This window comes from Photobacterium salinisoli, from assembly GCF_003614885.1.
GTDB classification, from domain to species: Bacteria; Pseudomonadota; Gammaproteobacteria; order Enterobacterales; family Vibrionaceae; genus Photobacterium; species Photobacterium salinisoli.
In genome coordinates this window covers 1,880,308-1,904,775 of sequence record NZ_QZMS01000007.1, presented here as the reverse complement: position 1 = coordinate 1,904,775, position 24,468 = coordinate 1,880,308, and the positions used below count along the sequence as shown (strand labels likewise).

Below are 24,468 nucleotides of genomic sequence, written 5' to 3'. Positions count from 1 at the left end.
AGTGCAAAGTATGCATCATGGTTTGGATAACAGATTAAGTGTGGTGCTTTTTAGTGTGTTTGATTGTTCCGGAACAGGAATCAGAGATGTATCACTCATGAACGGTTATGAGATCTGTTGATTATTGGATGGATTTATAAGAAGCTGGCGCGTAAAAATTCTTGCCAAAACAGACCTTAGGGATCGATTGACACAATGAGATTCAAACGAGAAGGATCAGGGATGAGCCAATATCATACGCAAATAAGCCGTTACTTTCGCCAGTCACTGATCGATGCCGACAGGCTGTGCCCAGAAGACAAGGATATTCTTCCGGTGCTGGGGCCGGACAAGAAACAAGATCCCAAAGAAGCGTATCTGGCATTCGAGCAATCGATTTGGCAGCAGGGACGAATCAATCCGAGTTTGGCGGCACAAATTCTGGATGCAAGGCAGGGGAAAAATAAGGAACCCTTGCAGCAGTCTGAAATTGTGATTTTCCCTCGTGTTGATCATCTCAAATACCAAGGGGGTGCTTATGATCAGCGAAAACGGACGGTGCTGCTGCCTTTGGTCGTGTTTGCTAATTTGCACCGTGACGGCACACTTCAACCCACAAAAAAAGCCCCTTGGATCCCTCGCATCTGGATTGGGCCTTCGGAGGAATCAACGGAGCCGTTTACTGAAATGGCGAAAATCGATGAATTTTTTACTCAACACCCGTTTGAGGGGATTGAAGATTGGCCACAGTTAACAGCTTATTGTGCAAGGCTGTTGTGTCACGCAACAGGAACGTCTTTTCGGGAGCCTTCAGCAGAGCAACCTCCGACTCAAGTCGCAGAGATTCTGGTTTCAGATGAATTTGTGCAAAGCGATCAGTGCTTATTTCAGCTTGATACGCCAGTTGTTGGCGCAAAAGCTAATTTACTGAAGGTGCTGGATTTTCTGATCGATAGAAAACATTACCCAACACTCTATCAGGCTTATAGTGAGCGAAAGAATGCCAGGCTTTCAACCTTTGAGAGCAAGCAAGATTCAGTTGGTCTAGCGCAACAGCACCTTGGGCAAATGTCAGGTGAGTTTCCGCTTTCTGCCAAACAACGTAATGCATTGCATCATTTTATTGAACAAGTTGATGGTGAGGTGCTGGCTGTTAATGGGCCTCCAGGAACAGGGAAAACAACTCTCTTACGCTCAGTGGTTGCCAACCTATGGACGCAGGCTGCGTTAAATCAGTCTGAACCGCCGCTGATCGTCGCGACCTCAAACAACAATCAGGCTGTGACCAACATACTAGAAAGCTTTGCTCGCATTGATGAAGATGGCCTGGATGAATCATTAAAGGGGCGATGGTTGCCTGAAGTCGACAGCTATGGTTTGTATTTCTGTTCAAGCGCCAAAGCGAACTCAAAAAATCCCTACCGTTATGCTGGCCCGAAAGGAGAAGGCTGTATGGAGGCATGGCAAACACAAACCTTTATCACAGAAGCACAGACACACTTTCTGAATCAAGTCAGCCAATGGCAGCAAAGTAAATGTCAGTCGGTGGATGATGCATTGAAGGCACTCCACCGTGAAATGTTGGCTGTGAAAAAACAAATTTCTCAGGGCTTCGACTTTCTGGAAAACTGGCAGTCTGCATTAAGTCTCATTGATAATAAATACGGCTCTTTAGATGGTTTACGAGAAACGATCACGGAAAACAAGGTCGCATTAGAAGAGCAAGAAAAGGCCTATCAACAAGAGAAACAACGGTTAGATGAATTATATGGCCTTTGGGAATCACGTTCTTGGTGGGTCCGTTGCTTCATCTGGCTCCCTCATATACGAAAGCAAGAAGAACGTAAAACGGCGAGGTTGCTCAATCAGTGGGACAGACATCTTGAGGTCAGCTCGGATGATCAGGTTGAATCGTATATCAATCAGCTGATGACTCAAATTGCGACTCAAACGAACTGCTTGCAAAAAGAGTTGCTGGCTGCGGAAAAAGCGCTCGACCACTTTTTAACGCAACAGGGCAAGCTAGAGAGCTGGATGGCACCCGCGAAGCATTTGAAACTGTTCAGTAAAACGAAACCGGAACAGGTGCAGGAGTTGAATGACCGTTATTACCGTTTTCGATTGTTCAAATTAGCGACGCACTACTTTGAAGCACGTTGGTTGAAAGAAACGAAGTCTTTTGTCGAGTCGAATGATGCTGATAAAAAGTCACCCTTTAAGCTATTACGTAAGCTTCGTCGATACGCAAAGTTAACGCCTTGCTTTGTATCCACTTTCTATATGGTCCCGAGCACCTTTATGGCCGGAGAGTACAAGGATAATGTCTGGCAGGATCTTCCTCAATTGGAGGAAATTGATTTACTGATTGTTGATGAAGCCGGTCAGGCATTGCCGGATGTATCAGCAGCAAGTTTTGCTTTAGCGAAAAAGGCACTGATTGTCGGTGATACCGACCAGATTGAGCCTGTCTGGAGTATTCCTGCAGGTGTAGACCGATCCAACTTAGCTTTGTATGGGTTGCTCGGCGATGACGTTGATTACGAAAGCTGGCTGGACAGTGGTTTGCTGGTAAGCAGTGGTAATGTGATGCGAGTGGCCCAAAGGCAGTGTCGCTATCATCAAATTGAGCAGCTCCAGCGCGGTTTATATCTGACGGAACACCGTCGCTGTTTTAATGACATTGTGGGTTACTGTAATGATCTTGTTTATCAAGGGGTGCTTGAACCATTAAGAGGAAATGCAAAGCACGACGTTCCCTGGGGAACGATGACTATGGAACCTGTCGTATCTGCTTCTCGCTCGTATGGTGGCAGCCGTGGGAACCCTGGTGAAGCCCAAGCCATTGCCGATTGGTTGTCGTCTCAGAGCAAAAAAATTGTCGAGTATGCCAGGCAGCAAGATGAGAAATTGAAGGATAAGACTGATGCTGAAGTACTGTCCAAAGCCGTTGGAATCATTACGCCGTTTAGCAAGCAAGCGGCACTTATACGCTCTGAGCTGACAAAGCATTCGATAGAAAATATTACCGTGGGCACAGTACATAGTTTGCAAGGCGACGAGCGTTTCATTGTATTGTTTTCTAGTGTTTATGGGGAAAACGATAAAGATAGCGGTAAGTTTTATGATGCTGGGTCAAATATGCTGAACGTGGCTGTATCTCGTGCAAAAGATTCATTGATTGTGTTTGGTGATCCTAACGTCTTTGGGATGAGTGCTACGGGTTCGCCATCCGGGATGTTACGGCAGAGACTCGCTCTGAACGCGTCTAAGGAACCCAATGTGCAGCCAAGCTTTATCTAAAGGGAGTAGAAACTTGGATATTATTCTTTATTCGTTTAGCTGATTTATTTCAGCTGCATAAAGGTGGGTATGGCATTTTGGGCAGGTGGGTTTTCCTGGTAAAACAACCTCCCATTTACATTCGCAGAGAATACACCGAAACATTGCAGTACGCTTTGGGATTAGGGTAACAGGTGAGTTTATTGCTGATATCAAATATGGATCAGCATCATTCTTGTAAGCCTGATTATGTTGCGGCTTGTATGATGATTGACTCCGTTCTTTTGATTGAAGTTGAGTAATTTTTGCATCTAAACGTTCACTTGCCTGTCGCTCAAGTTTGGCTTTGCGTGGATGGTGTACCCATTTTTTTGAGTGGAGATCATGTTGAAGAAAATTCTTCAATAGGTCAATGTGCCGAAGAGTTGAATCCTTCCTATCTGAAAATAAATCGTGTGTATGATCTAGCTGAATTTCGAGAATTCCACTCTGTTGAAAGCGTGGGTTTTTGAGGTGAGAGGGGAGTGCTCGATTTGGGTGAGTGAAATAGATGATGAGCGTGAATTCCTTAACTTCCCCCAAGATATCAACGATGCAATTTCCAAATGATGCTTCTTTGTAGCAATTCTCAAGCTGGATAGTTGTCGCTTTTGTGATGAGGAAATCTTCTTTGAAATTCAGACCACTACGCCATTTACTTAAAGAATATTTGTAATCAGGCAGATCAATTGTGATGCCTGTTTCAAAAATCTGTCTGGCCATCATGCGCACGGAAACAAAGAAAGAGAAATCGCAGTCTTTGCTCGTTCCTGAGACTTTTCGGCTTGCATGTGCGAAATGCCATTGATTCTCTTGACCTTGCTTAGCAATCAGAGGCGTATTACAGGAAGGACAGATGCACCCACACTGATTTCCCCTTGGCACATCAACAACATCGACAAATGAATGATCAATGACTCTTAAACCAAAAGGGATTCGATTGAGCTTCATGGCTGGATTGTCCAACTTAAGTGATGAATACTTTCATTTTAAGATAACAGCAGCGAAAAAAACTGATAGCCAAGTGATAAGAAGTGTAAATGCCATAACTTTTTGTAAGTTTTTGAGGGGATAGGATCATTAATTTAGGGATGACACTTTATGAGTACAGATAACAAAAAGCCCGCCAGGTCAGGACCTTAGCGGGCTTTGTGACATCCGAAGATGTCTTCGTATACGATTTGGTGGAGCTGGCGGGAGTTGAACCCGCGTCCAAAATCAGTCTAACCAATGGCGCTACATGCTTAGTTTGTCTTTAATCTCGTCAAAGCACTGCGGACAAACACGCCATGCTGAGACACACCTGAATTAAATTTAACGCTTCCGCTCCCAGGTCAAAGCTTCCACGCGATCTCGTTTGGGTTTGACTGCCCTGAATCCCCGTCCTACGAGCTAAGGCTAGGGAGGGCAGGCTCTGAGCAGGTTATTAAGCTGCTAGTGCGTAGTTTTCGTCGTTTGCGACTATTTTTTTGCGGCTTTTTAAAGAGGCAAACCGCACCTCTGCATGCTCCACGGGCCTTCTTGATCCTGTCGAATCCTGAATCAGCCCCAGTGAGGTGTTCAATACTAGCAGAAAATTCTGCCAGGTCAATGACTACCGCGAACTGTGCTTCATGATTCGCGCTTTATCACGCTGCCAGTCGCGATCTTTCGCGTCTGAACGTTTATCGTGAAGCTTTTTACCTTTCGCGGTACCTAACTTAAGTTTAACCCATGATCCCTTCCAGTACATGGAAAGTGCCACAATGGTTTCGCCGTCGCGGTTGACTGCCCCGGTTAAGCGGTCCAGTTCACGGCGGTTTAACAGCAGCTTACGCACACGGGTCGGCTCAGCCACCACGTGGGTCGAGGCCGCATTCAGCGGTGTGAAGGTGGCTCCCGAGAGAAATGCCTCGCCGTTCCGGATAAAGACATAGCTTTCGGAAATGTTGGCTTTACCCGCACGCAGGGACTTCACTTCCCAACCCTGGAGCGAAATGCCGGCTTCATATTCATCATGAATCGAAAATTCATGGCGGGCAGACTTATTCAGCGCAATGGTGTTGCTGCCCGGCTTGTTTGGTTTTTTCTTTGCCATAGCTTCTTATTATACGGATTCAAGTTGTTAGGGGAACGTTTTTCCCAGAGGCAATAGGCCATGGAGACACACTATCACTGAATCTTTGGCAGATCGCCGACTAATGGTATCATTACCAGCGATATTGGGTTAAGGAGAAACTATGCCTCAAATCAGTCGCTCTGCACTGGTCCCGTTCAGTGCCAAGCAAATGTTTGACCTGGTGAACGATGTTGAGTCTTATCCGGCGTTTTTGCCGGGATGCTCTGGCACTAAAATTCTGGAAAGCTCTACTGAACATATGATGGCGGCAGTAGACGTTTCCAAGGCTGGGATCAAAAAAACCTTTGTGACTCGTAATCAGTTAGAGGGCATTCATAAGATCAGCATGCAGCTGGTGGAAGGGCCGTTCCGTAAACTGGTCGGTGGCTGGCACTTTACCGAGCTGGATGCCGATGCCTGCAAAGTTGAACTGAAGCTGGATTTCGAATTTACCAATGTGCTGGTGGAAGCGGTGTTTGGCAAGGTTTTCCATGAGCTGACCAACAACATGGTAAATGCTTTCACCCAGCGGGCCAGGGAAGTTTATGAGCTCTGATCAAAATAATCTGATTCATGTGGAGGTGGTGTACGCACTGCCCAACACCCAGCGGGTGATCAAGCTGGCGATTACCCCGGATACGCCTGTGCAGGAGATCATTGAACGCTCCGGGGTGCTGGAGATGTATCCTGAGATTGACCTGAAAAAGAACAAGGTCGGGGTGTTCAGCCGGACTGTGAAGCTGGATGCCAGAGTGCATGAAGGGGATCGGATTGAGATTTATCGCCCTTTGCTGGCTGATCCGAAAGAGATCCGCCGTAAACGCGCTGAGCAGGCCAAGCAGGAAGCCCTGGCGGCCAAGAAGGCCAAAGGCGATACTGCGACAGCGTCAGACATGCCAGATGCGAAAGACAGTGATTCCGAGCGCTAGCGCTGATGTTGTCTCGCTAAAAGTGGACAGGTGAATGGACTGGCTGCTAAGAAAATAAAGAAAAAGAAAAGCTCGCCTCGGCGAGCTTTTTTGTGTTCTGGCGCTGAAGTCGTGAGCCGCTTAATTTAGCGGATCGTTGAAGTTCGGCCCTGGCTGATAATCCCCGGTCATGCGGGTCAGCAAGCGGTTCTGATCAAAGGTTAAAATCAGATCTTTTTGCTCCGGCTCATCATGGCCCGGTTTGTGATAGAACACATAGTACCAGGTGTTCGGGTATTCAGGTTCCACCAGCATCGGCGAGCCAAGTACATAACGCACCTGTTCCTGATTCATGCCGTATCTGAGGTTATTAATATCCGTTTCATCCAGATAGTTGCCCTGATTGATATCAATACGGTAGACCAAGCGTTCAACCAAAGAGCAGCCGCCCAGCAGGCTGACACTCAAGGCCAACGCGGCAAAAGTTTTCCAGTTCATAGCATCCCGGCAAAATAATCAGTTCTGCTTGTGATGATAAGCAAGTTAGTGGCAGAAGTAAAAGCACTAGGTGGGTAACTCCCGCATAATGCAAAGATTAAGCGGGAGTTCAGACGCTGGAATACTCAGAAAGTTGCATCCGTGGCGCGATAATTGAGCCACTTTCTGCGCCGGGTCATGCTGCTACCAGCAATTCCTTGGCATTGGCCAGTGTACGTTCTGTGATCTCACTGCCGCCCAGCAGACGTGCCAGCTCGCTGATGCGTGAGCTTTCATCCAGCGCTTTCATCTGGGTTTCAGTCTGGCCTTTGGCGGTTTTTTTGGCGACAAACATCTGCTGATGGCCGCATCCTGCCACCTGTGGCAAGTGGGTGACGCAAATCACCTGGGTCGATGTGCCCAATGTGCGCAGCATACGGCCGACAATCGCGGCCGTCGGGCCACTGATACCGACATCCACTTCATCGAAAATCAGGCTTGGCGTTTCCACTTTCTGAGCGGTGATCACCTGGATGGCCAGAGAGATCCGCGACAGCTCACCGCCCGAGGCAACTTTGCCCAGTGGCTGCAGCGGCTGGCCCGGGTTGGTGGAAACCATAAAGGTAATGGTGTCAAAACCCAGCGGAGTCAGCATACGTTCCGGATCGCTGTGAATATCAATCTGGAAAATCGCTTTCTCCATACTCAGCTCGTGCATGCTGTGCGAGATTTTCTTGTTCAGCTCTTTGGCGTATCGCTGGCGGCTTTTGCTCAGTTTTTCCGCGCTGTCGAGAAAGCTCAGGCGTTTGGCTTCCACTGCATCGGCCAGGGCATCGAGTTTTTCGTCGCTGCCGTCGAGGTTTTCAAGCTCCAGCAGTAAATCCTGATGCTTCTGCCACAGTTCGGCAGGCATCACATAGTGTTTACGGGCCAGCGACATGATTTTCGCCAGGCGTTCTTCAAGATAGACCAGCCGCTGCGGATCCATATCCAGATCGTCCATATAGCCGCGCAACTCCTGGCTGGCTTCCTGCACCTGAATAATGGCTTCTTCCAGCATAGGGGCGAGGGTGCTGAGCTTGCTGTCCATTTCGCCCAGGTCGATCAATTGCTGGCTGGCCTGCTGCAATAGCTGCAGCGCATTCACTTCGTCACCTTCGTACAGTAAGGCAAGGGCATGCTGGCTGGTGAGCGCTAGATCGCCGGAATTAGACAGGCGCTTGTGCTCTTCTTCGATCTCAGCAAATTCGTCTTCGCCCAGCGCCAGCTCGTTGAGCTCTTTGACCTGATACTGGATCAGCTGCTTTTGCGCTTCGTTATCGGCGCGGCTCTGGCTCAGGCGGTTCAGCTCGTTTTTGGCATGTCGCCAGGCCTGATAGTCACTGCTGACTTTCTCCATCAGGGCATGATGGCCGGCATAGTTGTCCAGCATTTCCTGCTGGTGTTCCGGACGCATCAGCAACTGGTGTGCATGTTGGCCGTGAATATTAATCAACAGCTGGCCCAGTGCTTTTTGCTGAGAGGCGGGCACCGGACTGCCATTGATGAAGCCACGGGAGCGGCCTTCTTTGGTCACCACACGGCGAAGAATACATTCGTCGCCTTCAATCAGCTCGTTGTCTTCCAGCCAGCGGCGGGCAGCCTGATTGTTGCGCAGCGAGAAGGTTGCATGAATTTCTGCTTTGTCTTCTCCCGGACGGACCATGCTGGCTTCAGCACGGTCGCCAAGGCATAAGCCAAGGGCATCAATAGCTATAGATTTACCTGCACCGGTTTCACCTGTGATGGTTGTCATCCCAGATTTCATTTCAAACTCGAGATTTTTGACAATTGCAAAATTAGAGATCGTCATGTGTGCCAGCATCTGTGTTCACCTGTCTAAATCAACACCTGTTTATTTGCACAGTATATACTGTATCTACATACAGTAAAGTAGCGGCGAACGGATTTATCGTGAAAATTGTGATTAAGGTTAAGTTTCTGGTGACATTAAAAAAGCCAGCACATGGCTGGCTTTGTACTGACCCGGGGTTGGCTTCAGAATAACTTACTCGACCAGCCTAATTTACCGCGCAGTATATTGTAGTAGCTGTAGCTTTTCGGGTGGATCAGCTGCAGGTGATCCGGACTTTGATAGATGTGAATTTCATCGCCCGGGCTTACGGGCAGCGACACCTGTCCGTCGCAACTCACTTCCAGTGTCCGTCCGTCGTCAGGCACAATCAGCTTAATCCTGCGGTTGCCGTCGACCACCAGCGGGCGGCATGACAGCGTATGGGGAAACATAGGCACCAGAGTGATGGCATTAAGGCTAGGCGATAAAATCGGGCCGCCACCGGACAGCGAATAGGCCGTGGAACCGGTTGGCGTGGCGATGATCAGGCCGTCGGAGCGTTGCGAAAACGCAAAGCTTTCATCGATATAGACCTCGAACTCAATCATGTGGGCGATTTTGTCCGGGTGCAGCACGGCTTCATTGAGTGCAGTATTTCTGCTTTTTATCTGGCCATGACGGTGAACCTCGGCTTCGAGCAGGAAACGCTGTTCGGTGACGAACTCGCCGTCCAGCACCTTTTCCAGCTCCTGCTCGAAGTTGTCCGGATCCAAATCAGTCAGGAAGCCCAGATTGCCCCGATTCACGCCGATTACTGAGATATCAAAGCGCGAGAGTACCCGTGCGGCGCCTAACATGTTACCGTCCCCCCCGACGACAATCGCCAGGCCGGCGCGGTCGCCAATGGTGAGCAAATCGCACAGCGATTCAGCGGGCACATCCAGGTCATGGGCAAGACGGTGATCAACCAGTACCTGGTAGCCTTTGGCGGTCAGCCAGTTGTAAAGGCTGGTGTGCGTGTGCAGCGCGTCAGGATTTCTCGGTTTGCCAACCAGGGCGATGATTTCAAACGGGCGCGTCATGTCCTTGATCCAACGGGTAAGAATGGGGCCAGTATAGCCTTAGCGCTAAGGAAATGTCGCCCTTTGTCGTCGATATCGGGTTGAATCGTTGAACTTCATCCCCATAATATGCCCATCACGTTTTAATAGTGGCCGGCAAGTTGCGCTTTGCGTAACCCACCGGCCATGAATATCACCCTTTTTGAGCTTAGCGGAGTAGCGAAAGCATGAGCAAGAAAGACGAAGTGTTGAACGAAGAAGAACTGCAGCAGGCGCAGACAGAAGCAGCAGAGGCTGAAGCGGCCGCAGACAGCGCAGAAGAACTGACGCTGGACGAATTGGCACTGTCGCGTATTGAAGAACTGGAAGCCGCGCTGGCGGTCAGTGAAGCCAAAGTGAAAGAGCAGCAGGATTCTGTGCTGCGTGCCCGCGCTGATATGGAAAATATGCGCCGTCGTACCGAGCAGGAAATCGACAAGGCCCGTAAATTCGCACTGGAAAAATTTGCCGGCGAATTGCTGCCAGTGATCGACAACATGGAGCGTGCGCTGGAACTGGCGGATAAAACCGACGAAGCGCTCAAGCCGATGCTTGAAGGCGTTGAGCTGACCTTAAAAACCATGACCGACACGGTAGAGAAATTCGGCCTGAAAGCCATCAACCCTATGGGCGAAGCGTTCAACCCGGAATTCCACCAGGCAATGTCGATGCAGGAAAGCGCAGATCATGCACCTAACACTGTCATGATGGTGCTGCAGAAAGGCTATGAGCTGAACGGCCGTGTGGTTCGTCCGGCTATGGTAATGGTCGCGAAGGCTGCACCTGGCAGCAATGTCGACACTCAGGCCTGATCGGCCTGACGGGCAGGCAGAGTCATGAAAGCCCACTCTGGTGGGTTTTTATTTTTTACATTTTTTTTCGACCTGCCCCTTGAAAAGGTCTCTGATGGCCTTATTTAGTAGTCATACGATAGCGTCATTGAATTAATTGAGGGCCTTGGCCCCCATGCTCGATTCTGCAATACGCAGAACGAAGCCAGTAAACCAACGAATTTCGGAGAAAGCCAGATGGGTAAAATCATTGGTATTGACTTGGGTACAACCAACTCATGTGTAGCTGTACTGGATGGTGATAAGCCACGCGTTATTGAGAACGCAGAGGGTGATCGCACTACGCCGTCTATCATCGCTTATACACAAGATGGCGAAACACTGGTCGGTCAGCCTGCGAAACGTCAGGCGGTGACAAACCCAGAAAATACCCTGTATGCAATCAAGCGTCTGATCGGTCGCCGCTTCGAAGACGAAGAAGTACAGCGCGATATCGAAATCATGCCTTTCAAAATTGTGAAAGCTGACAACGGTGATGCTTGGGTGGAAGCGAAAGGTCAGAAAATGGCCGCGCCTCAGGTTTCAGCTGAAGTGCTGAAAAAAATGAAGAAAACCGCTGAAGACTATCTGGGCGAAAAAGTGACAGGCGCAGTAATCACTGTTCCTGCCTACTTCAACGATGCACAGCGTCAGGCAACTAAAGATGCCGGCCGCATCGCGGGTCTGGAAGTGAAGCGTATCATCAACGAACCGACTGCTGCTGCTCTGGCTTATGGCCTGGACAAGCAAGGTGGTGACCGTACTATCGCGGTATACGACCTGGGTGGTGGTACGTTCGATATCTCTATCATCGAAATTGATGAAGTGGAAGGCGAAAAGACCTTCGAAGTACTGGCAACCAACGGTGACACACACCTGGGTGGTGAAGACTTCGATAACCGTCTGATCAACTATCTGGTTGACGAATTCAAGAAAGATCAGGCTATCGATCTGCGTAAAGATCCACTGGCTATGCAGCGTCTGAAAGAAGCGGCAGAGAAAGCGAAAATTGAGCTGTCTTCTGCTCAGCAGACTGACGTGAACCTGCCATACATCACAGCAGATGCGACAGGTCCTAAGCACATGAACATCAAAGTGACCCGTGCCAAACTGGAGTCACTGGTTGAAGATCTGGTACAGCGTTCTCTGGAGCCAATGAAAGTGGCCCTGGCTGACGCCGACCTGTCTGTAGGCGAAATCACGGACGTCATCCTGGTGGGTGGTCAGACGCGTATGCCTATGGTTCAGGCCAAAGTGGCTGAGTTCTTCGGCAAAGAAGCACGTAAAGACGTGAACCCTGACGAAGCGGTTGCTGTCGGTGCTGCGGTTCAGGGTGGTGTACTGGCTGGCGACGTGAAAGACGTTCTGCTGCTGGACGTGACCCCGCTGTCTCTGGGTATCGAGACCATGGGTGGCGTGATGACCAAGCTGATCGAGAAGAACACCACGATTCCGACCAAAGCGGAGCAAGTGTTCTCGACAGCAGAAGACAACCAGAATGCGGTAACTATCCATGTTCTGCAGGGTGAGCGTAAGCAGGCGAACTTTAACAAGTCCCTGGGTCAGTTCAACCTGGAAGGTATTCAGGCTGCGCCGCGCGGTATGCCTCAGATTGAAGTTATCTTTGACCTGGATGCTGACGGTATCCTGCACGTGTCTGCCAAAGACAAGAGCACAGGCAAAGAGCAGAAGATCACTATCCAGGCATCTGGCGGTCTGAGCGACGACGAAATCGAGAAAATGGTTCAGGAAGCAGAAGCCAACAAAGAAGCGGACAAGAAGTTCGAAGAGTTAGTTTCTGCCCGTAACCAGGCTGATCAGCTGGTACACGGTACCCGTAAGCAAATCGAAGAAGCGGGCGATGCACTGCCTGCGGATGAGAAAGAGAAGATCGAAGCCGCGGTTTCTGAACTGGAAACAGCACGTAAAGGCGAAGATAAAGAAGCGATTGATGCCAAAGTACAGGCACTGATCGCAGCTTCTCAGAAGCTGATGGAAATTGCCCAGCAGCAAGCTCAGGCCCAGCAAGCGGACAGCGGTGAGCAGACTCAGTCGAAAGACGATGATGTTGTAGACGCCGAGTTCGAAGAAGTAAAAGACGATAAAAAATAAGAGTGTGATTTCATAATCTTATTTGGGCACGGGCGTTTGGGGATACTCTTACGCCCGTAGCTGTATAAGCAGGTGACAGTTTAACTATGTCAAAACGTGATTTTTACGAAGTGCTAGGTGTAGGCCGTGACGCCAGTGAGCGTGACATCAAAAAGGCCTACAAACGTCTGGCGATGAAGTACCACCCGGACCGTAATCCGGGCGACGACACGGCGGCGGACAAATTCAAAGAAGTGAAAACCGCTTATGAAATTCTGACCGATCCTCAGAAGAAAGCGGCCTACGACCAGTACGGCCATGCAGCCTTTGAACAAGGCGGTATGGGCGGCGGTGGCGGCGGCTTCGGCGGCGGCGCAGATTTCAGCGACATCTTTGGCGATGTGTTCGGCGATATCTTTGGTGGCGGTGGCCGTCGTGGTGGTGGTCAGCACCGTGCTCAGCGCGGGGCCGACTTACGCTACAACATGGAGCTGACTCTGGAAGAAGCGGTACGCGGCTGCACCAAGGAAATTCGCGTTCCTACTCTGGTAAACTGTGATACCTGTGAAGGTTCAGGTGCGAAGAAAGGTTCTTCGCCAACGACCTGCGGCACGTGTCACGGTGCAGGCCAGGTGCAGATGCGTCAGGGCTTCTTCGCGGTACAGCAAACCTGTCCACACTGTCACGGTCGCGGCAAGATCATTACGGATCCTTGCGGTAAGTGTCATGGTCAGGGCCGGGTTCAGGAAACCAAAACCTTGTCGGTCAAGATTCCTGCCGGTGTCGATACAGGCGATCGTATTCGCCTGACCGGTGAAGGTGAAGCCGGCGAGTTCGGTGCACCAGCCGGGGATCTGTACGTTCAGGTGCATGTACAGAAACACGCGATTTTTGAGCGTGACGGTAACAACCTGTACTGTGAAGTACCGGTCAGCTTTACCATGGCGGCACTGGGTGGTGAAGTGGAAGTCCCGACACTCGATGGTCGTGTCAGCCTGAAAGTACCGACAGAAACGCAGACAGGACGTATGTTCCGTATGCGCGGTAAAGGCGTGAAGTCTGTTCGTGGCGGTGCGGTTGGCGATCTGATCTGCAAGCTGGTGGTTGAAACACCGGTGAACCTGAGCACGCGCCAGAAAGAACTGTTGCAGGAATTTGAGAACACGCTGGCAGGCTCTGATGCCAAAAAGCACAAGCCACGCTCTGAAGGTTTCTTCGACGGCGTGAAAAAGTTCTTTGATGATCTGACCGGTTAATCTCTGAGTGACTTATCTCAAAGGCCAGCATGATGCTGGCCTTTGTCGTTTCTGCCGGAGCCTGTTTGTCTCCGCCGCTTTACCAGCATTCAGACGGGATAGCGGTGCCATTGTGTAACAGTGCAATATATCCGCATTCCTGCACGCCATCTTTGCTTTCGGCCCACAGCCTGTATTTGCCACTCTCCAGGGCAATCTTATAGGCATAGAAGGGGTTGTCATAACGGCAGGCGGGACAGAGCGCGGCGGAGAGGTGCGTCGGGTACGTCTGGCCCTGAGAGTGTTTTTGTTCAATAGCGAGCTGCAACATGATGAGATCGGCCTGGGCCTGACGCAGATAGGCTCTTTGCTGGTGCGCCTGATAGGCCGGCAGGGCTGACATTGCCAGTATGCCGGCTATGGCCACGACAATCAGCAGTTCGATCAGTGTCACTCCCTGCTGATTTTTTGATTTCCTCATCTTTTTTTCCTCTCGATTCATGTCACTAAGTTGGTGCTCTGCAGCTGCGTTTCGCTGTTGTTTTGCCATCCTATTGCGCGGTGGCAAAGGTTCGGGAGCAGGACAGGTGCGAAGTTGGGAGTTAGTGAGAAAAAACGTGCCATTAAGGCCAACACGGTTACATTGCGCTGCGAGCGTCAGGGGGATGACGCTGATTGAAGCCCTTGTGGTCTTGTCTGTCATCATGCTTATTGCCACAGCGGCAGCCCCTTCTTTTTCGGACGTCTTTGTCACCCAGCGCCTGCACCGTCTGGTCACTGAGCTGGAGTGGTTTCTGGTACAGGCCAAATCGGAAGCTGTGATGCGCGGCGAAGACGTATCGATTGGTTTAGATACCATTGCGCACCATTCTCTGGCATCAAAGCCCGGGACTGACGACTGGTTAATCGTGGCCAGACTGGCGGAAGGAGAGACTGTGCTCAAGCCGCTGTCTGCCACTGATTTTCCGCACCTGACACTGTCGCGCAGTTTTGTCAGTGATGATCTGACAGTGGATAGCCTGACGGGGCGGCCCCACGCGGCAGGCAGCTTTTTTGTCGGCCGGGATGGCTTGCCGCAGGTCAGGATCACTTTCAGTAATGTCACCGGCAGAATCTATGTGTGTAGTCTTAACGGGGAAGCCGGCTATGCCCGGTGCTGAACGTCTGAGCAAGCAGGGCGGGTTCAGCCTGACAGAGCTGACGGTAGCGACCGGGTTGAGCCTGATGGTGCTGTCTTTGCTGGTGCACTTGCTGATGGCAGGTAAACAGGCGGCACTGAGCCGTTCGCTGCATCTGATTCTGGCTCAGGATGTGCAGGATGCCTGGCGAATGTTGTCGGGGGATGTGCGTCGGGCTGGTTATCAGGCAACAGAGCCGGGGATACCGCTTTTGCTGCAGGGGGCGACGGACACGGTACAGGTGGTGGCCGGAGACTGTCTGGTACTGACTTACGAGCTGGCTGGCCGTGCCGTGGTGAAGGCGTACTACCCGCAGGACGGTGAGTTAAGAGTGCGTTCGTCGCACGATTCTTTTCCGGCCCCGGCGCAGGCATGTCAGGGCGGACAGGCACTGCTGGATTCGCGCTGGATGACAGTGACCGGCTGGCAGGTTCGATCTGATAGTTACCTGACCGATGGCGTTCCGGGTCAGCGGTTGTCTGTTCGTCTTTCTGTCTCATCATCGGATGGCTCAGCGCAGCTTGATGAAACGATGGCGCTGACGGTCAGGAATCCGTGATGAACTCTCAGTGTGGCGATGTCAGGGCCCAGCAGGGTATGAGCACCTTGCTGGTGACCAGTCTGATGCTGTCTGTGGCCATGGTCTTTGTGCTGACCAGCTACAGCACCAGCTTTTATCAAGTCAAGCGCGCCCAGAATACCGTATTTTCACGGCAGGCATTCTGGCTGGCAGAAGGCGGGCTGGCCTGCGGGTTTGGCCTGATAACCGAGCATTATCAGCGTCAGCCGGTGAGTACTGAGCCAGGGGTGTTTTCTGATGGCGGGTCAGCGGTCTGCCTGCCTGCACAAGGTGATCGGCATTTGACGGTCCGGGTTGAGCCTTTGCCGGAAGGCCGGTATCAGGTGAGTGCTGAAGCCCTGGTTGCCGGCAGGGCCAGGGTCAGGCTTTGGCAAATTGCCGTTGTGAGCTTGTGCAGCGCCGAGGCTGTGGCGCTATCGGGCGGGGAAGCGCAAGCGTGCGTTGCTTTGGGCAGTTTGCCACAGGCGCTGGAGAGGCCGGTATATCAGGTTCGCTGGTTGCGGGGATCCTGGCGTGATGTCTGATTCAATAAAGCCGGTACTGAAAAAACAGTCAGGGTTCAGCCTGATGGAGGTGCTGGTGTCGCTCATGCTGGTCAGTGTCGGTCTGGCAGGTTTGATGAAGCTGCATGCTTATCTCAACATACAGGCAGATAATGCCCTGATCATGCTATCCGCGGTCAATCTGGCGGAATCACACTTAGAAACATTGCGCGCGGATCCGCCGTTGGGACAGGGAACGCACACAGAGCAGCATGTTGTTCATGGCACCACTATCCGTGTGGAGGCTGTGGTACAGGGAGCGACACAGCCGGGGGGCATCTCAACAGTGGCTGTACAGGCAAGCTGGCAGGATCGTTGGCACCAGCCTCAGCGAATTATCCTTCAGACCCAAATGCGGTTTCCCCTTCATTAAGCCTCAGCAGTAATGTTCTGTTGCGGGTGCATGCTGTCAGTGAGGCAGGGCAGAATTAGCCGGGTACGTCTCAGCGATGAATGGAAAGAAATGATACCCAGTGATGAGCTTTTGGGTTGCAATGGTCAAAAAGCTGTACAAGCTGAACATTCATTACATATCAATGATTTATATTCGATTGGGTTGCCATGATCCTTTTGCATGAAATGCTGTACAAGACAGAGCTGGCAGATGAAAGAAAAGCTGTACATGGCGGTTTAGCGCGTCTGGCACGGCAGGGAGCACAGCACACACCAGTCTCAATCTTGAACAGCAAATAAAGTCAGCCCTATGGTGTATGCTTATGTGACTATGATCGCAAATTATTACAAGGTGGCGCCTGGTGTTCAGCGTAAATAGTCAATTTGCCCTTTTGCAATCTTTGGGTGTTGTAAGGCACTGTTTTTCGGAAGGTGGCAAGCGATGTGCTGTGCTTGTTACTCTGCTTTGTGTGGTCGGCGGCCTGAGCACTGAGGCTGCCGCGACGCCCTGGGAGCAGTTTCGTGCCCCGACCGCAGGCAGTCCGCAGTCAATTGGCAGTTACAGCAATGGCTGTCTGGCCGGTGCGAAAGTGTTGCCCGAACAGGGAGAAGGTTATCAGAGGGTCAGATCGGAGCGCGGGCGATATTATGGTCATGAGAGCATGATTACTTTTCTGGAGCAATTGTCGGCGAAAGCAAAAAAATTGCAGCTGGGTAATTTGCTGGTCAGTGATATCGCCATGCCGCGCGGCGGCCGGTTTCGCTCAGGGCATGCCAGCCATCAGACCGGGCTGGATGCCGATATCTGGCTGACGACTTTAGATCAACCTGCCTCTCAACAGGCGCTGCCTGAACTGCAACCTTTGCCTATGGTTGATCTCAAGGCATATCGCATTATGAAAGACAATTGGTCGTCCAGCCAGGCGAACCTGATCCAGCTGGCAGCATCGGATGATAATGTGGCGCGCATATTCGTTCACCCTGTCATCAAAAAACAGCTGTGTGAAGCGCAATGGACAGATCGCAGCTGGCTGCGCAAGGTAAGACCCTGGTGGGGGCATTACTATCATTTTCATGTTCGTCTGCATTGTCCGCAGGGAAGCCTGCAATGCAAGGAACAGTTACCGCCGCCTCCGGGCGAGGGCTGTGGTGCGGAACTGCTTTCGTGGCAACCCAAACCGGCTTCTGAAAAGAAAACGGCCAGTGCCAAGCCGGTTAAGAAACGGCCTGTGCTGAAACCTCTGCCGCCTGCGGGGTGTATGGCTATGCTGAATGCCCCTGCTCAGAATGCAGACAGGGATAAATACGCCAAAGAGCAGCGCGAATTCAAGGCGCAGTCTCAGTAGCGCAGTTACGCCATTCCCTGCAAGATCACAAACTTCTCAAGCAACTGATCCTCGGTCTCGACATGTGCGGGATCGAGGATAATGCAGTTATTGATCGGGCACACTGACTGGCAGGTCGGTTTGTCGTAATGGCCTTTGCATTCGGTGCAGCGGTCAGGATCAATTTCATAGATCTCTGCCCCCATACTGATGGCATCGTTCGGACATTCGGGATCGCACATGTCACAGTTGATGCATTTGTCTGTAATCAATAAAGCCATAATTTTTACATCCGAGGAGGTTCTTGTCACAGGGTAAAGCGGGTATGCGATCCTTTGCCGGTTAACTGCGCTTTGTGATATCTCCCCAAGAAAATGAAAGGAGTTAAAGCGGCGAAAAGTGTAGCACAGAAGTCAGGAACGCCCAATAACTTGGGGAAACGGGTATGTTATCGCCAAGAACGGTCTAATTTAGTGATTTAACGTTGTTTATTCCCCAGCCGCAAATCAATAGTGTTCTGGCAATGTCGGTTATTGTGCCATGGCTGACAAAGCGGCATCCGACATTATTGTTGAAATTGAGTGCATTATATCAATGGCCACTGTGTTCAGTGGCTTCTGGATTATGCGGGGGAGTGGTTAATGAAGGTGCGATTAGACCCCATAGCGTTGATCGTTGTTTCTATCTTACTGGGTTGGGGATGGACGGAAGTAACGACAGAGCCTGTGTGCCAGCAGGAAATGGTACAGCAGGGTGTGCGGTATACTATTCCTATCAAATGCTCAGATATTCCCAATGTGACGGTGAGTAGTTAGTCTGCCACCGTATTGCAGAGGATCAGCAATACGGTGGCGAACAGAAGCCGGTCAGGCCGCGTTAGGATTACGGGTGGTAGCACCGGCTTCCAGATTGCGCATCAGTAACGCGAACGGTAGCGCAAGATCTTCCGGAACAGGAATAAACACGAAATGCCCGCTGCCTTTGGCATCTTCGATGGTTTCGGATTTACGGTTTTCCATGTGTTCCAGCGTAAAGGTGACATTACCGTTTGGTGTCATCACCTCCAGACTGTCACCGACCAGAAATTTATTTCTGACTTCGACTTCTGCCAGCGCACCGCGGCGCTTGCCGGTGAACTCACCCACGAACTGCTGGTTATCCGATATAGAGTAACCATAATCGTAATTCTGGTAAGCATCATGGGTGTGACGACGCAGAAACCCTTCTGTGTACCCGCGGTGAGCCAGGCTTTCCAGCGTCGACATCAGGCTTTCATCAAACGGCTTGCCGGCTGCTGCATCATCAATCGCTTTACGGTACACCTGCGCCGTGCGGGCACAGTAGTAGAAAGACTTGGTGCGGCCTTCAATTTTCAGCGAATGTACCCCCATTTTGCTCAGGCGTTCAACATGCTGAACCGCACGAAGATCTTTGGAGTTCATGATATAGGTGCCGTGCTCATCTTCAAACGCCGCCATCTTTTCATCCGGCTTGTGGCTTTCGCTCAGCAAGACAACCTGATCGGTCGGTTTGCCTTCACCCAGTGTGGGCGCGACATCCTGCATCTGTACAGCAGAAGCGGCTGGCTGTACTTCGACAATCTGGCCGGCATCGTCTTCTTTGGCAGTCTCCGCATTGTATTCCCAGCGGCAGGCATTGGTACAGGTGCCCTGATTGGGATCCCGCTTGTTCATGTAGCCAGACAGCAGGCAGCGACCTGAGTAGGCCATGCAAAGTGCCCCGTGAACAAAGATCTCCAGCTCGGTGTCCGGGCACTGTTCACGGATTTCTTCGATTTCTTCCAGCGACAGCTCGCGGGAAAGGATCACCCGCTCAATCCCCTGTGTTGACCAGAACTTTACCGTCGCCCAGTTAACCGCATTGGCTTGTACCGACAGATGGATAGGCATGTCTGGAAAGCTTTCCCGGACCATCATGATCAGGCCGGGATCGGACATGATTAAGGCGTCAGGGCCCATGTCGACAATCGGGGTCAGATCGCGGATAAAGGTTTTAAGCTTGGAGTTATGCGGCTGAATGTTGCATACCACGTAGAACTTTTTGCCCTGGGCATGGGCTTCGTCGATACCTATCTTCAGGTTGTCGTGGTTGAATTCATTGTTGCGCACACGCAGGCTGTAACGAGGCTGGCCTGCATACACGGCATCGGCACCGTAGGCGAAGGCATAGCGCATATTCTTCAGGCTGCCGGCAGGCGATAGCAATTCAGGTTTAAACATAACTCGGGTTTCCCTTTTGGGTCAAAGTCTGATGTCAGATCAGGCCGCACTCCTGCTCACCCTCAGGGTGAATTCATGGGAGGCGGAAAACAGAGGGCGAATTTTACTGTGAAGGCGGGGATCTGGCAAATATCCTGAATCTTGTTAAGGGTATTAATGAGCACAAAATATGACAGATACTGATTATTGGTGTGAACCTTGTTCCATAATCATTGCATTAGCGGTATGAATGTTAGGGGACCCAGCCGTTTAAGTTTACTTATTAACGGTTTCTTTTTAATGCATTGAATTGGATATCAAAAATGGATATAGCGTCTGTCATTTCGTCTGTGCTTAGTATTTGGGTAGTAATGGCAATACTGGTTATTGTCATACTGCGTTCTGCTATTAAGTTTGTTCCGCAAAATACGGCTGTGGTGGTTGAACGGTTCGGTAAATACCATAAGACCATGGAAGCGGGCCTGAATTTTATCGTGCCTATGATTGACCGGGTTGCCTACACCCAGACTCTGAAGGAGCAGGCGTACGATGTTCCGAGCCAGTCGGCCATTACCAAAGATAACATCTCGCTGATTGTTGACGGGGTGCTCTATATCAAGCTGATCGACCCTTACAAGGCCAGCTATGGCGTCGACAACTATATTTTTTCTGTCACCCAGCTGGCGCAGACCACTATGCGTAGTGAAGTGGGTAAAATGGACTTAGACAAGACATTCGAAGAGCGTGAGAATCTCAATACCGCCATTGTGTCTGCCATTAACGATGCCGCCTTGCCATGGGGTGTTCAGGTGCTGCGGTACGAAATCAAAGATATTGAGCCGCCACGTTCAGTACTGGACGCCATGGAGCGTCAGATGAAAGCCGAGCGTGAAAAGCGGGCGGTTATCCTTGAATCTGAAGGTAAGCGCCAGAGCGAAATCAACATTGCTGAGGGTATGAAGCAGGCCCGTGTACTGGCAGCAGAAGCAGAACGATCTGAGCAGGTTCTCAAAGCCGAAGGTGAAGCACAGGCTATTCTGGCGGTCTCGAAAGCCGAAGCCGATGCACTGGCGATTATCGGCCGGGTGGCGTCCACCGAAGAAGGTCAGAAGGCGATACAGCTGGATCTGGCGGGCAAGGCCATTCAGGCCAGAGAAGCGATTGCGAAAGAATCTTCTGTGGTCCTGCTGCCTGATGCCTCTTCTTCTGCATCAAACATAGTGGCAGAAGCCATGACCATAATTCACCAGCTCAACCGTCAGCAGGGCAACCCGGCTAAAGCGACCGACCCGCAAGAGGAACACTAATGATGGCGGATTTCTTTGGGCTGAGTCCGGCTCAGCTGACCATAGTGATCGGCCTTATCCTGCTGGCCGTCGAAGTCTGGATGCTGGGGCTGTCGACTATCGTATTGCTGGCCCTGGGTGTATCGGCCATCTTGACCGGTACTCTGGCACTGGTTGGTGTGGTGCCTGAAACTATGACAGCCCTGGTGGCTGTCAGCGGTATCGGCGCGGGCGTACTGACGCTACTGTTGTGGAAACCGCTGAAACGGTCACAGAAAGCGGAAAAACCTAAACAAAATATCAGCAGTGATTTTATCGGCCTGACATTCCGGCTTGATGCCGCCCTCAGCCACGAACAGCCGGGAACAGTGAAGTATTCTGGTATCAGCTGGAAACTGGTACTCAGCAGCGATTACAACGGCGGACCGGTGGAAAAAGGGCAGCAAGTGGAAGTTGTCGCGGTGGATGTCGGTCGCTTTACGGTCAAACCTGTCAATCATGATTAAACGAGTGCTTGCAACGATTTCTTCCCCTTGAAAAGGGGGAGGGATCGAACTGAAATCGCTGAAATCACAATGATTCCCTCCCCTTGGTAAGGGGAGGGTGGGGTTGGTGAAGCGAGCACGGATTGTGCGTGATCGCCCTGTCATCCCTCTCTTGTCAGACGCGATCTTCCATGCCGCCCAATTCTTCAAACAGGTTTGGCAGTATGGCGGACAGTTCGCCGCACATTAATGAGAGATCGGCATCCAGACGCTGAGCCATGTCTTCGCGGTCGATATCGTCATTTTGCTCTCTCAGCTCATCGGAAAATTTCAGACGCTTGAGTGACAGATCATCGCCCAGCACAAAATCAATGCGCTCCTGCCAGTTGATGGCCAGTTTGGTCACCACTTTGTCTGCTTCGATGTGGGCCAGAATTTCATCACAGCTCAAATCCTGCTGCTTACAGCGGATCACGCCGCCGTCTTCCAGAATGGCTTTCAGCTCGGCTTCTTCACCTATGGTAAAACCGTTCGGCGACTGGCCGGATCGTACCCATTCGGTCAGTGTCTGCGCCGCAGGTTTAGCCACAGTCACAGGCACAACCGGCAGGCTGCCGATCGATTTACGCAATAAGCCAAGCAGATCTTCTGCTTTTTTGAAACTGCCGGCATCCACCAGTAATAACCCCTGCGCCGGCATGATCAGTGCAAAAGTATGGCTCTGACGGCTGAAAGCACGTGGCAGCAGATCCATCACGATCTCATCTTTCAGGGTGTCTTTTTCATTTTTCTTCAGCTTACGGCCCTGTTCTTTCTCCTGGATCTCTACTTTGGCATTCAGAGATTCTTTGATGACAGAGGCTGGGAGCATTTTTTCTTCTTTGCGGGCACAGATCAGAATGTTGTCCCCGGCAAGGTGAGTATACATATCACCGTGTTTGCCCAGTGCTGAAACCCAGCCGAATTTCTGAATATCCTGGCTACCGCAAGGGGTAAAGCGGAATTCTTCCAGTTGCTTCTCAAGCTCATCCGGTTTGAAGGCAATCTCGCGACTGAAGCGATAGGTAAGCAGGTTTTTAAACCACAGCATAGTTGTGACTGATCCTAGGTGTGTGCATTGGGCCGACAATCTTATACCCAAGTTGCCTCACTATGCTAGGTTCGGTGCGCGTTGACAGGGACGCGAAAATCGCTGTTCCGCTCTGCCAGAGGGCTGGCGGCAGAAAATCGTGTCTGGCTGTCGCACTTTTTTCGGTTGATCTGACCGCGACAGCACCTGGCTGAGGTACAATCGGCACTTCTCTTTTCTCTGGATCTCTCAGTATTTACACTAACGGCATGAAAATACTTCACACCTCAGACTGGCACCTCGGGCATCAATTGCATGGCTATCAGCGCGATTATGAACATCAGCAGTTTCTCGACTGGCTGGCTGATACGCTGGAACGTGAGCAGGTCGATGCGTTGCTGGTGGCCGGTGACATTTTCGATAGCGCCAATCCCCCGGCCAGTGCCTGGCGCATGCTGTACCGTTTTCTGGCAAGGTTAGCGAAAAGCCTGCCAGATCTGAACGTAGTGATGACGGGGGGCAACCATGATTCGCCCAGCAAGCTGGATGCACCTCATGAACTGTTAAAAGCCTTTGACCTGCATCTGGTCGGGGGCATCAGCCGTGATGAGCAGGGGCAGCTGGACATGGACAGATTGCTGGTACCGCTGACCAACCGCAGTGGCGCAACAACGGCCTGGGTGCTGGCGGTGCCGTTTCTGCGCAGCAGTGATTTGCGCACAGAGGATCTCGGCGAAGACGATGATCGCCTGATCAAAGGGGTCGAAATACTCTACCGGCAAGTGACCGATGCGGCCCGGGCGATTCGGCAGCCCGGTCAGGCACTGATTGGCATGGGACATGTTTATATGGCTTCCGGTCAGTTGTCTGAAATGTCGGAGCGCCGGGTGCTGGGAGGCAATCAGCATGCGCTGCCTGCGTCCGTCTTCCCCGATGATCTCTGCTATGCCGCGCTGGGCCACCTGCACCTTGCCCAGCGGGTCGCGAAAAAAGAGCACATACGTTATTGCGGCTCGCCGCTGCCCCTGTCGATGTCTGAACGCCACTACAAGCACCAGGTGGTAGTGCTGGAGCTTGACGGTGAAAGCCTGTCGGATATTACCCCGATCCCGGTACCCAGAGTGGTTGATATGCTCAAAGTCCCGGCTGACCCTCAGCCGCTGGAGCAAGCCTTGAAGGCCCTGAAAGCGTTAGCCACCGAGGATAGCCCGAGAGAAACCCAGCCTTATCTGGAAGTGCCGGTGCTGCTTGATAAACCTCAGGCGATGCTGCGAGAGAAAGTGCTGCAGGCGCTGGAGGGGAAAGCCGTCCGGCTGGCCAAAATAACAACGCATTATCGTCAGCAACAGGATACGCCTTCGCTTGCGCACCAGCGCTTGTCGGAAGTGAGTCCGCAGCAGGTCTTTGCCCTGAGCTGGCAACAGAAATATGACGGACAGCCACCCAATGCGATGTGTGAGGCATTCGAACAATTGCTGACGCGCATTGATGATGAAGAAGACAAATAACGGCAGACAGAGA

At 51.4% G+C, this 24,468-nt stretch carries 24 protein-coding genes and 1 other RNA gene; 15 read left to right on the top strand and 10 right to left on the bottom strand.

Features of this window, described 5'->3' with window-relative positions; genetic code table 11:
• Positions 1–222 precede the first annotated feature (222 nt).
• Positions 223–3,279 (top strand): AAA domain-containing protein, encoded by a 3,057-nt coding sequence (locus tag D6M16_RS09310; protein WP_162940961.1) that lies wholly within the window; start codon positions 223–225, stop codon positions 3,277–3,279.
• A gap of 27 nt (positions 3,280–3,306) precedes the next feature.
• On the opposite strand, the gene D6M16_RS09305 is transcribed toward D6M16_RS09310, so the two are convergent.
• From D6M16_RS09305 to smpB, 3 genes are all read right to left on the bottom strand, one after another.
• A complete protein-coding gene (locus tag D6M16_RS09305) occupies positions 3,307–4,248 on the bottom strand; it encodes a competence protein CoiA family protein (protein ID WP_120511539.1) in 942 nt (313 codons plus the stop codon).
• 231 nt (positions 4,249–4,479) lie between these two features.
• Positions 4,480–4,847, bottom strand: a transfer-messenger RNA (tmRNA) gene (gene ssrA, locus D6M16_RS09300).
• Between the two features lie 44 nt (positions 4,848–4,891).
• A complete protein-coding gene (gene smpB / locus D6M16_RS09295) occupies positions 4,892–5,374 on the bottom strand; it encodes an SsrA-binding protein SmpB (protein ID WP_027253003.1) in 483 nt (160 codons plus the stop codon).
• A gap of 142 nt (positions 5,375–5,516) precedes the next feature.
• Here smpB and D6M16_RS09290 point away from each other — a divergent pair, with 142 nt between their 5' ends.
• Positions 5,517–5,951 (top strand): SRPBCC family protein, encoded by a 435-nt coding sequence (locus tag D6M16_RS09290; RefSeq protein WP_046218909.1) that lies wholly within the window; start codon positions 5,517–5,519, stop codon positions 5,949–5,951.
• Positions 5,941–6,324 carry an RnfH family protein gene (locus D6M16_RS09285; protein WP_120511538.1) on the top strand — a complete coding sequence of 128 codons (384 nt, stop codon included), beginning with the start codon at positions 5,941–5,943 and terminating at the stop codon, positions 6,322–6,324. The genes D6M16_RS09290 and D6M16_RS09285 overlap by 11 nt, the downstream gene beginning before the upstream one ends.
• A gap of 120 nt (positions 6,325–6,444) precedes the next feature.
• On the opposite strand, the gene bamE is transcribed toward D6M16_RS09285, so the two are convergent.
• The 3 genes from bamE to nadK all read right to left on the bottom strand — a co-directional run bounded on the left by bamE (position 6,445) and on the right by nadK (position 9,696).
• Entirely contained in the window at positions 6,445–6,801 is a 357-nt protein-coding gene (gene bamE, locus D6M16_RS09280) for an outer membrane protein assembly factor BamE (RefSeq protein ID WP_120511537.1), read from the bottom strand.
• 175 nt (positions 6,802–6,976) lie between these two features.
• Positions 6,977–8,644 (bottom strand): DNA repair protein RecN, encoded by a 1,668-nt coding sequence (gene recN, locus D6M16_RS09275; RefSeq protein ID WP_120511536.1) that lies wholly within the window; start codon positions 8,642–8,644, stop codon positions 6,977–6,979.
• Positions 8,645–8,817: 173 nt separating this feature from the next.
• On the bottom strand, positions 8,818–9,696 hold the full coding sequence (gene nadK / locus D6M16_RS09270) for an NAD(+) kinase (protein WP_120511535.1): 879 nt from the start codon (positions 9,694–9,696) through the stop codon (positions 8,818–8,820).
• Between the two features lie 206 nt (positions 9,697–9,902).
• On the opposite strand from nadK, the gene grpE reads away from it, so the two are divergent.
• The 3 genes from grpE (at position 9,903) to dnaJ (ending at position 13,891) form a co-directional block, all read left to right on the top strand.
• Complete coding sequence (gene grpE, locus D6M16_RS09265; protein ID WP_120511534.1) at positions 9,903–10,526, top strand: nucleotide exchange factor GrpE; 624 nt, start codon at positions 9,903–9,905, stop codon at positions 10,524–10,526.
• A gap of 216 nt (positions 10,527–10,742) precedes the next feature.
• Positions 10,743–12,656, top strand: coding sequence for a molecular chaperone DnaK (gene dnaK / locus D6M16_RS09260; RefSeq protein ID WP_120511533.1), 1,914 nt, complete (start codon positions 10,743–10,745; stop codon positions 12,654–12,656).
• Between the two features lie 86 nt (positions 12,657–12,742).
• On the top strand, positions 12,743–13,891 hold the full coding sequence (dnaJ, locus tag D6M16_RS09255; RefSeq protein WP_120511532.1) for a molecular chaperone DnaJ: 1,149 nt from the start codon (positions 12,743–12,745) through the stop codon (positions 13,889–13,891).
• Between the two features lie 79 nt (positions 13,892–13,970).
• Here the strand turns inward: dnaJ and D6M16_RS22585 are convergent, their stop codons facing one another.
• A complete protein-coding gene (locus D6M16_RS22585; protein WP_162940960.1) occupies positions 13,971–14,351 on the bottom strand; it encodes a type IV pilin protein in 381 nt (126 codons plus the stop codon).
• A 184-nt stretch (positions 14,352–14,535) separates the two neighbouring features.
• On the opposite strand from D6M16_RS22585, the gene D6M16_RS22185 reads away from it, so the two are divergent.
• From D6M16_RS22185 to mepA, 5 genes are all read left to right on the top strand, one after another.
• Entirely contained in the window at positions 14,536–15,030 is a 495-nt protein-coding gene (locus tag D6M16_RS22185; RefSeq protein WP_162940959.1) for a pilus assembly FimT family protein, read from the top strand.
• Complete coding sequence (locus tag D6M16_RS09240) at positions 15,017–15,607, top strand: hypothetical protein (protein WP_120511529.1); 591 nt, start codon at positions 15,017–15,019, stop codon at positions 15,605–15,607. The genes D6M16_RS22185 and D6M16_RS09240 overlap by 14 nt, the downstream gene beginning before the upstream one ends.
• Positions 15,607–16,152: a hypothetical protein gene (locus tag D6M16_RS09235; protein ID WP_120511528.1), complete on the top strand. Its 546-nt coding sequence runs from the start codon at positions 15,607–15,609 to the stop codon at positions 16,150–16,152. The genes D6M16_RS09240 and D6M16_RS09235 overlap by 1 nt, the downstream gene beginning before the upstream one ends.
• Positions 16,145–16,543 carry a type IV pilus modification PilV family protein gene (locus D6M16_RS09230; protein WP_120511527.1) on the top strand — a complete coding sequence of 133 codons (399 nt, stop codon included), beginning with the start codon at positions 16,145–16,147 and terminating at the stop codon, positions 16,541–16,543. The genes D6M16_RS09235 and D6M16_RS09230 overlap by 8 nt, the downstream gene beginning before the upstream one ends.
• Positions 16,544–17,012: 469 nt before the next feature.
• Positions 17,013–17,909 carry a penicillin-insensitive murein endopeptidase gene (mepA, locus tag D6M16_RS09225; protein WP_240435555.1) on the top strand — a complete coding sequence of 299 codons (897 nt, stop codon included), beginning with the start codon at positions 17,013–17,015 and terminating at the stop codon, positions 17,907–17,909.
• Between the two features lie 5 nt (positions 17,910–17,914).
• Here mepA and D6M16_RS09220 read toward each other — a convergent pair whose 3' ends face one another.
• The gene (locus D6M16_RS09220; protein WP_120511526.1) at positions 17,915–18,169 is read right to left on the bottom strand and encodes a YfhL family 4Fe-4S dicluster ferredoxin; all 255 of its coding nucleotides are present in this window, start codon (positions 18,167–18,169) and stop codon (positions 17,915–17,917) included.
• Positions 18,170–18,529: 360 nt separating this feature from the next.
• Here D6M16_RS09220 and D6M16_RS22180 point away from each other — a divergent pair, with 360 nt between their 5' ends.
• On the top strand, positions 18,530–18,703 hold the full coding sequence (locus D6M16_RS22180) for a hypothetical protein (RefSeq protein WP_155804892.1): 174 nt from the start codon (positions 18,530–18,532) through the stop codon (positions 18,701–18,703).
• Between the two features lie 51 nt (positions 18,704–18,754).
• Here the strand turns inward: D6M16_RS22180 and trhP are convergent, their stop codons facing one another.
• Positions 18,755–20,128 carry a prephenate-dependent tRNA uridine(34) hydroxylase TrhP gene (trhP, locus tag D6M16_RS09215; protein WP_120511525.1) on the bottom strand — a complete coding sequence of 458 codons (1,374 nt, stop codon included), beginning with the start codon at positions 20,126–20,128 and terminating at the stop codon, positions 18,755–18,757.
• Positions 20,129–20,430: 302 nt separating this feature from the next.
• Here trhP and D6M16_RS09210 point away from each other — a divergent pair, with 302 nt between their 5' ends.
• Positions 20,431–21,414 carry an SPFH domain-containing protein gene (locus D6M16_RS09210; RefSeq protein WP_120511524.1) on the top strand — a complete coding sequence of 328 codons (984 nt, stop codon included), beginning with the start codon at positions 20,431–20,433 and terminating at the stop codon, positions 21,412–21,414.
• Positions 21,414–21,899 (top strand): NfeD family protein, encoded by a 486-nt coding sequence (locus D6M16_RS09205; RefSeq protein WP_120511523.1) that lies wholly within the window; start codon positions 21,414–21,416, stop codon positions 21,897–21,899. The genes D6M16_RS09210 and D6M16_RS09205 overlap by 1 nt, the downstream gene beginning before the upstream one ends.
• Before the next feature lie 154 nt (positions 21,900–22,053).
• On the opposite strand, the gene rdgC is transcribed toward D6M16_RS09205, so the two are convergent.
• Positions 22,054–22,965 carry a recombination-associated protein RdgC gene (gene rdgC, locus D6M16_RS09200; protein ID WP_205576872.1) on the bottom strand — a complete coding sequence of 304 codons (912 nt, stop codon included), beginning with the start codon at positions 22,963–22,965 and terminating at the stop codon, positions 22,054–22,056.
• Between the two features lie 251 nt (positions 22,966–23,216).
• Between rdgC and D6M16_RS09195 the strand changes: the two genes are divergently transcribed.
• Entirely contained in the window at positions 23,217–24,455 is a 1,239-nt protein-coding gene (locus tag D6M16_RS09195) for an exonuclease SbcCD subunit D C-terminal domain-containing protein (protein WP_120511521.1), read from the top strand.
• The last annotated feature ends 13 nt before the right edge of the window (positions 24,456–24,468 follow it).

Excerpts from the sequence above, each read along its gene's own strand:
- D6M16_RS09285 (WP_120511538.1), top strand. The coding sequence starts at position 5,941 with ATGAGCTCTGATCAAAATAATCTGATTCATGTGGAGGTGGTGTACGCA.
- D6M16_RS09310 (WP_162940961.1), top strand. The coding sequence starts at position 223 with ATGAGCCAATATCATACGCAAATAAGCCGTTACTTTCGCCAGTCACTG.
- D6M16_RS09235 (WP_120511528.1), top strand. The coding sequence starts at position 15,607 with ATGAACTCTCAGTGTGGCGATGTCAGGGCCCAGCAGGGTATGAGCACC.
- D6M16_RS22180 (WP_155804892.1), top strand. The coding sequence starts at position 18,530 with ATGAAGGTGCGATTAGACCCCATAGCGTTGATCGTTGTTTCTATCTTA.
- trhP (WP_120511525.1), bottom strand. The coding sequence starts at position 20,128 with ATGTTTAAACCTGAATTGCTATCGCCTGCCGGCAGCCTGAAGAATATG.
- D6M16_RS22585 (WP_162940960.1), bottom strand. The coding sequence starts at position 14,351 with ATGAGGAAATCAAAAAATCAGCAGGGAGTGACACTGATCGAACTGCTG.
- D6M16_RS09230 (WP_120511527.1), top strand. The coding sequence starts at position 16,145 with ATGTCTGATTCAATAAAGCCGGTACTGAAAAAACAGTCAGGGTTCAGC.
- dnaK (WP_120511533.1), top strand. The coding sequence starts at position 10,743 with ATGGGTAAAATCATTGGTATTGACTTGGGTACAACCAACTCATGTGTA.
- recN (WP_120511536.1), bottom strand. The coding sequence starts at position 8,644 with ATGCTGGCACACATGACGATCTCTAATTTTGCAATTGTCAAAAATCTC.
- smpB (WP_027253003.1), bottom strand. The coding sequence starts at position 5,374 with ATGGCAAAGAAAAAACCAAACAAGCCGGGCAGCAACACCATTGCGCTG.
- D6M16_RS09210 (WP_120511524.1), top strand. The coding sequence starts at position 20,431 with ATGGATATAGCGTCTGTCATTTCGTCTGTGCTTAGTATTTGGGTAGTA.
- D6M16_RS09305 (WP_120511539.1), bottom strand. The coding sequence starts at position 4,248 with ATGAAGCTCAATCGAATCCCTTTTGGTTTAAGAGTCATTGATCATTCA.
- grpE (WP_120511534.1), top strand. The coding sequence starts at position 9,903 with ATGAGCAAGAAAGACGAAGTGTTGAACGAAGAAGAACTGCAGCAGGCG.
- D6M16_RS09220 (WP_120511526.1), bottom strand. The coding sequence starts at position 18,169 with ATGGCTTTATTGATTACAGACAAATGCATCAACTGTGACATGTGCGAT.
- D6M16_RS09240 (WP_120511529.1), top strand. The coding sequence starts at position 15,017 with ATGCCCGGTGCTGAACGTCTGAGCAAGCAGGGCGGGTTCAGCCTGACA.
- nadK (WP_120511535.1), bottom strand. The coding sequence starts at position 9,696 with ATGACGCGCCCGTTTGAAATCATCGCCCTGGTTGGCAAACCGAGAAAT.
- D6M16_RS09205 (WP_120511523.1), top strand. The coding sequence starts at position 21,414 with ATGATGGCGGATTTCTTTGGGCTGAGTCCGGCTCAGCTGACCATAGTG.
- dnaJ (WP_120511532.1), top strand. The coding sequence starts at position 12,743 with ATGTCAAAACGTGATTTTTACGAAGTGCTAGGTGTAGGCCGTGACGCC.
- D6M16_RS22185 (WP_162940959.1), top strand. The coding sequence starts at position 14,536 with ATGACGCTGATTGAAGCCCTTGTGGTCTTGTCTGTCATCATGCTTATT.
- D6M16_RS09290 (WP_046218909.1), top strand. The coding sequence starts at position 5,517 with ATGCCTCAAATCAGTCGCTCTGCACTGGTCCCGTTCAGTGCCAAGCAA.
- bamE (WP_120511537.1), bottom strand. The coding sequence starts at position 6,801 with ATGAACTGGAAAACTTTTGCCGCGTTGGCCTTGAGTGTCAGCCTGCTG.
- D6M16_RS09195 (WP_120511521.1), top strand. The coding sequence starts at position 23,217 with ATGAAAATACTTCACACCTCAGACTGGCACCTCGGGCATCAATTGCAT.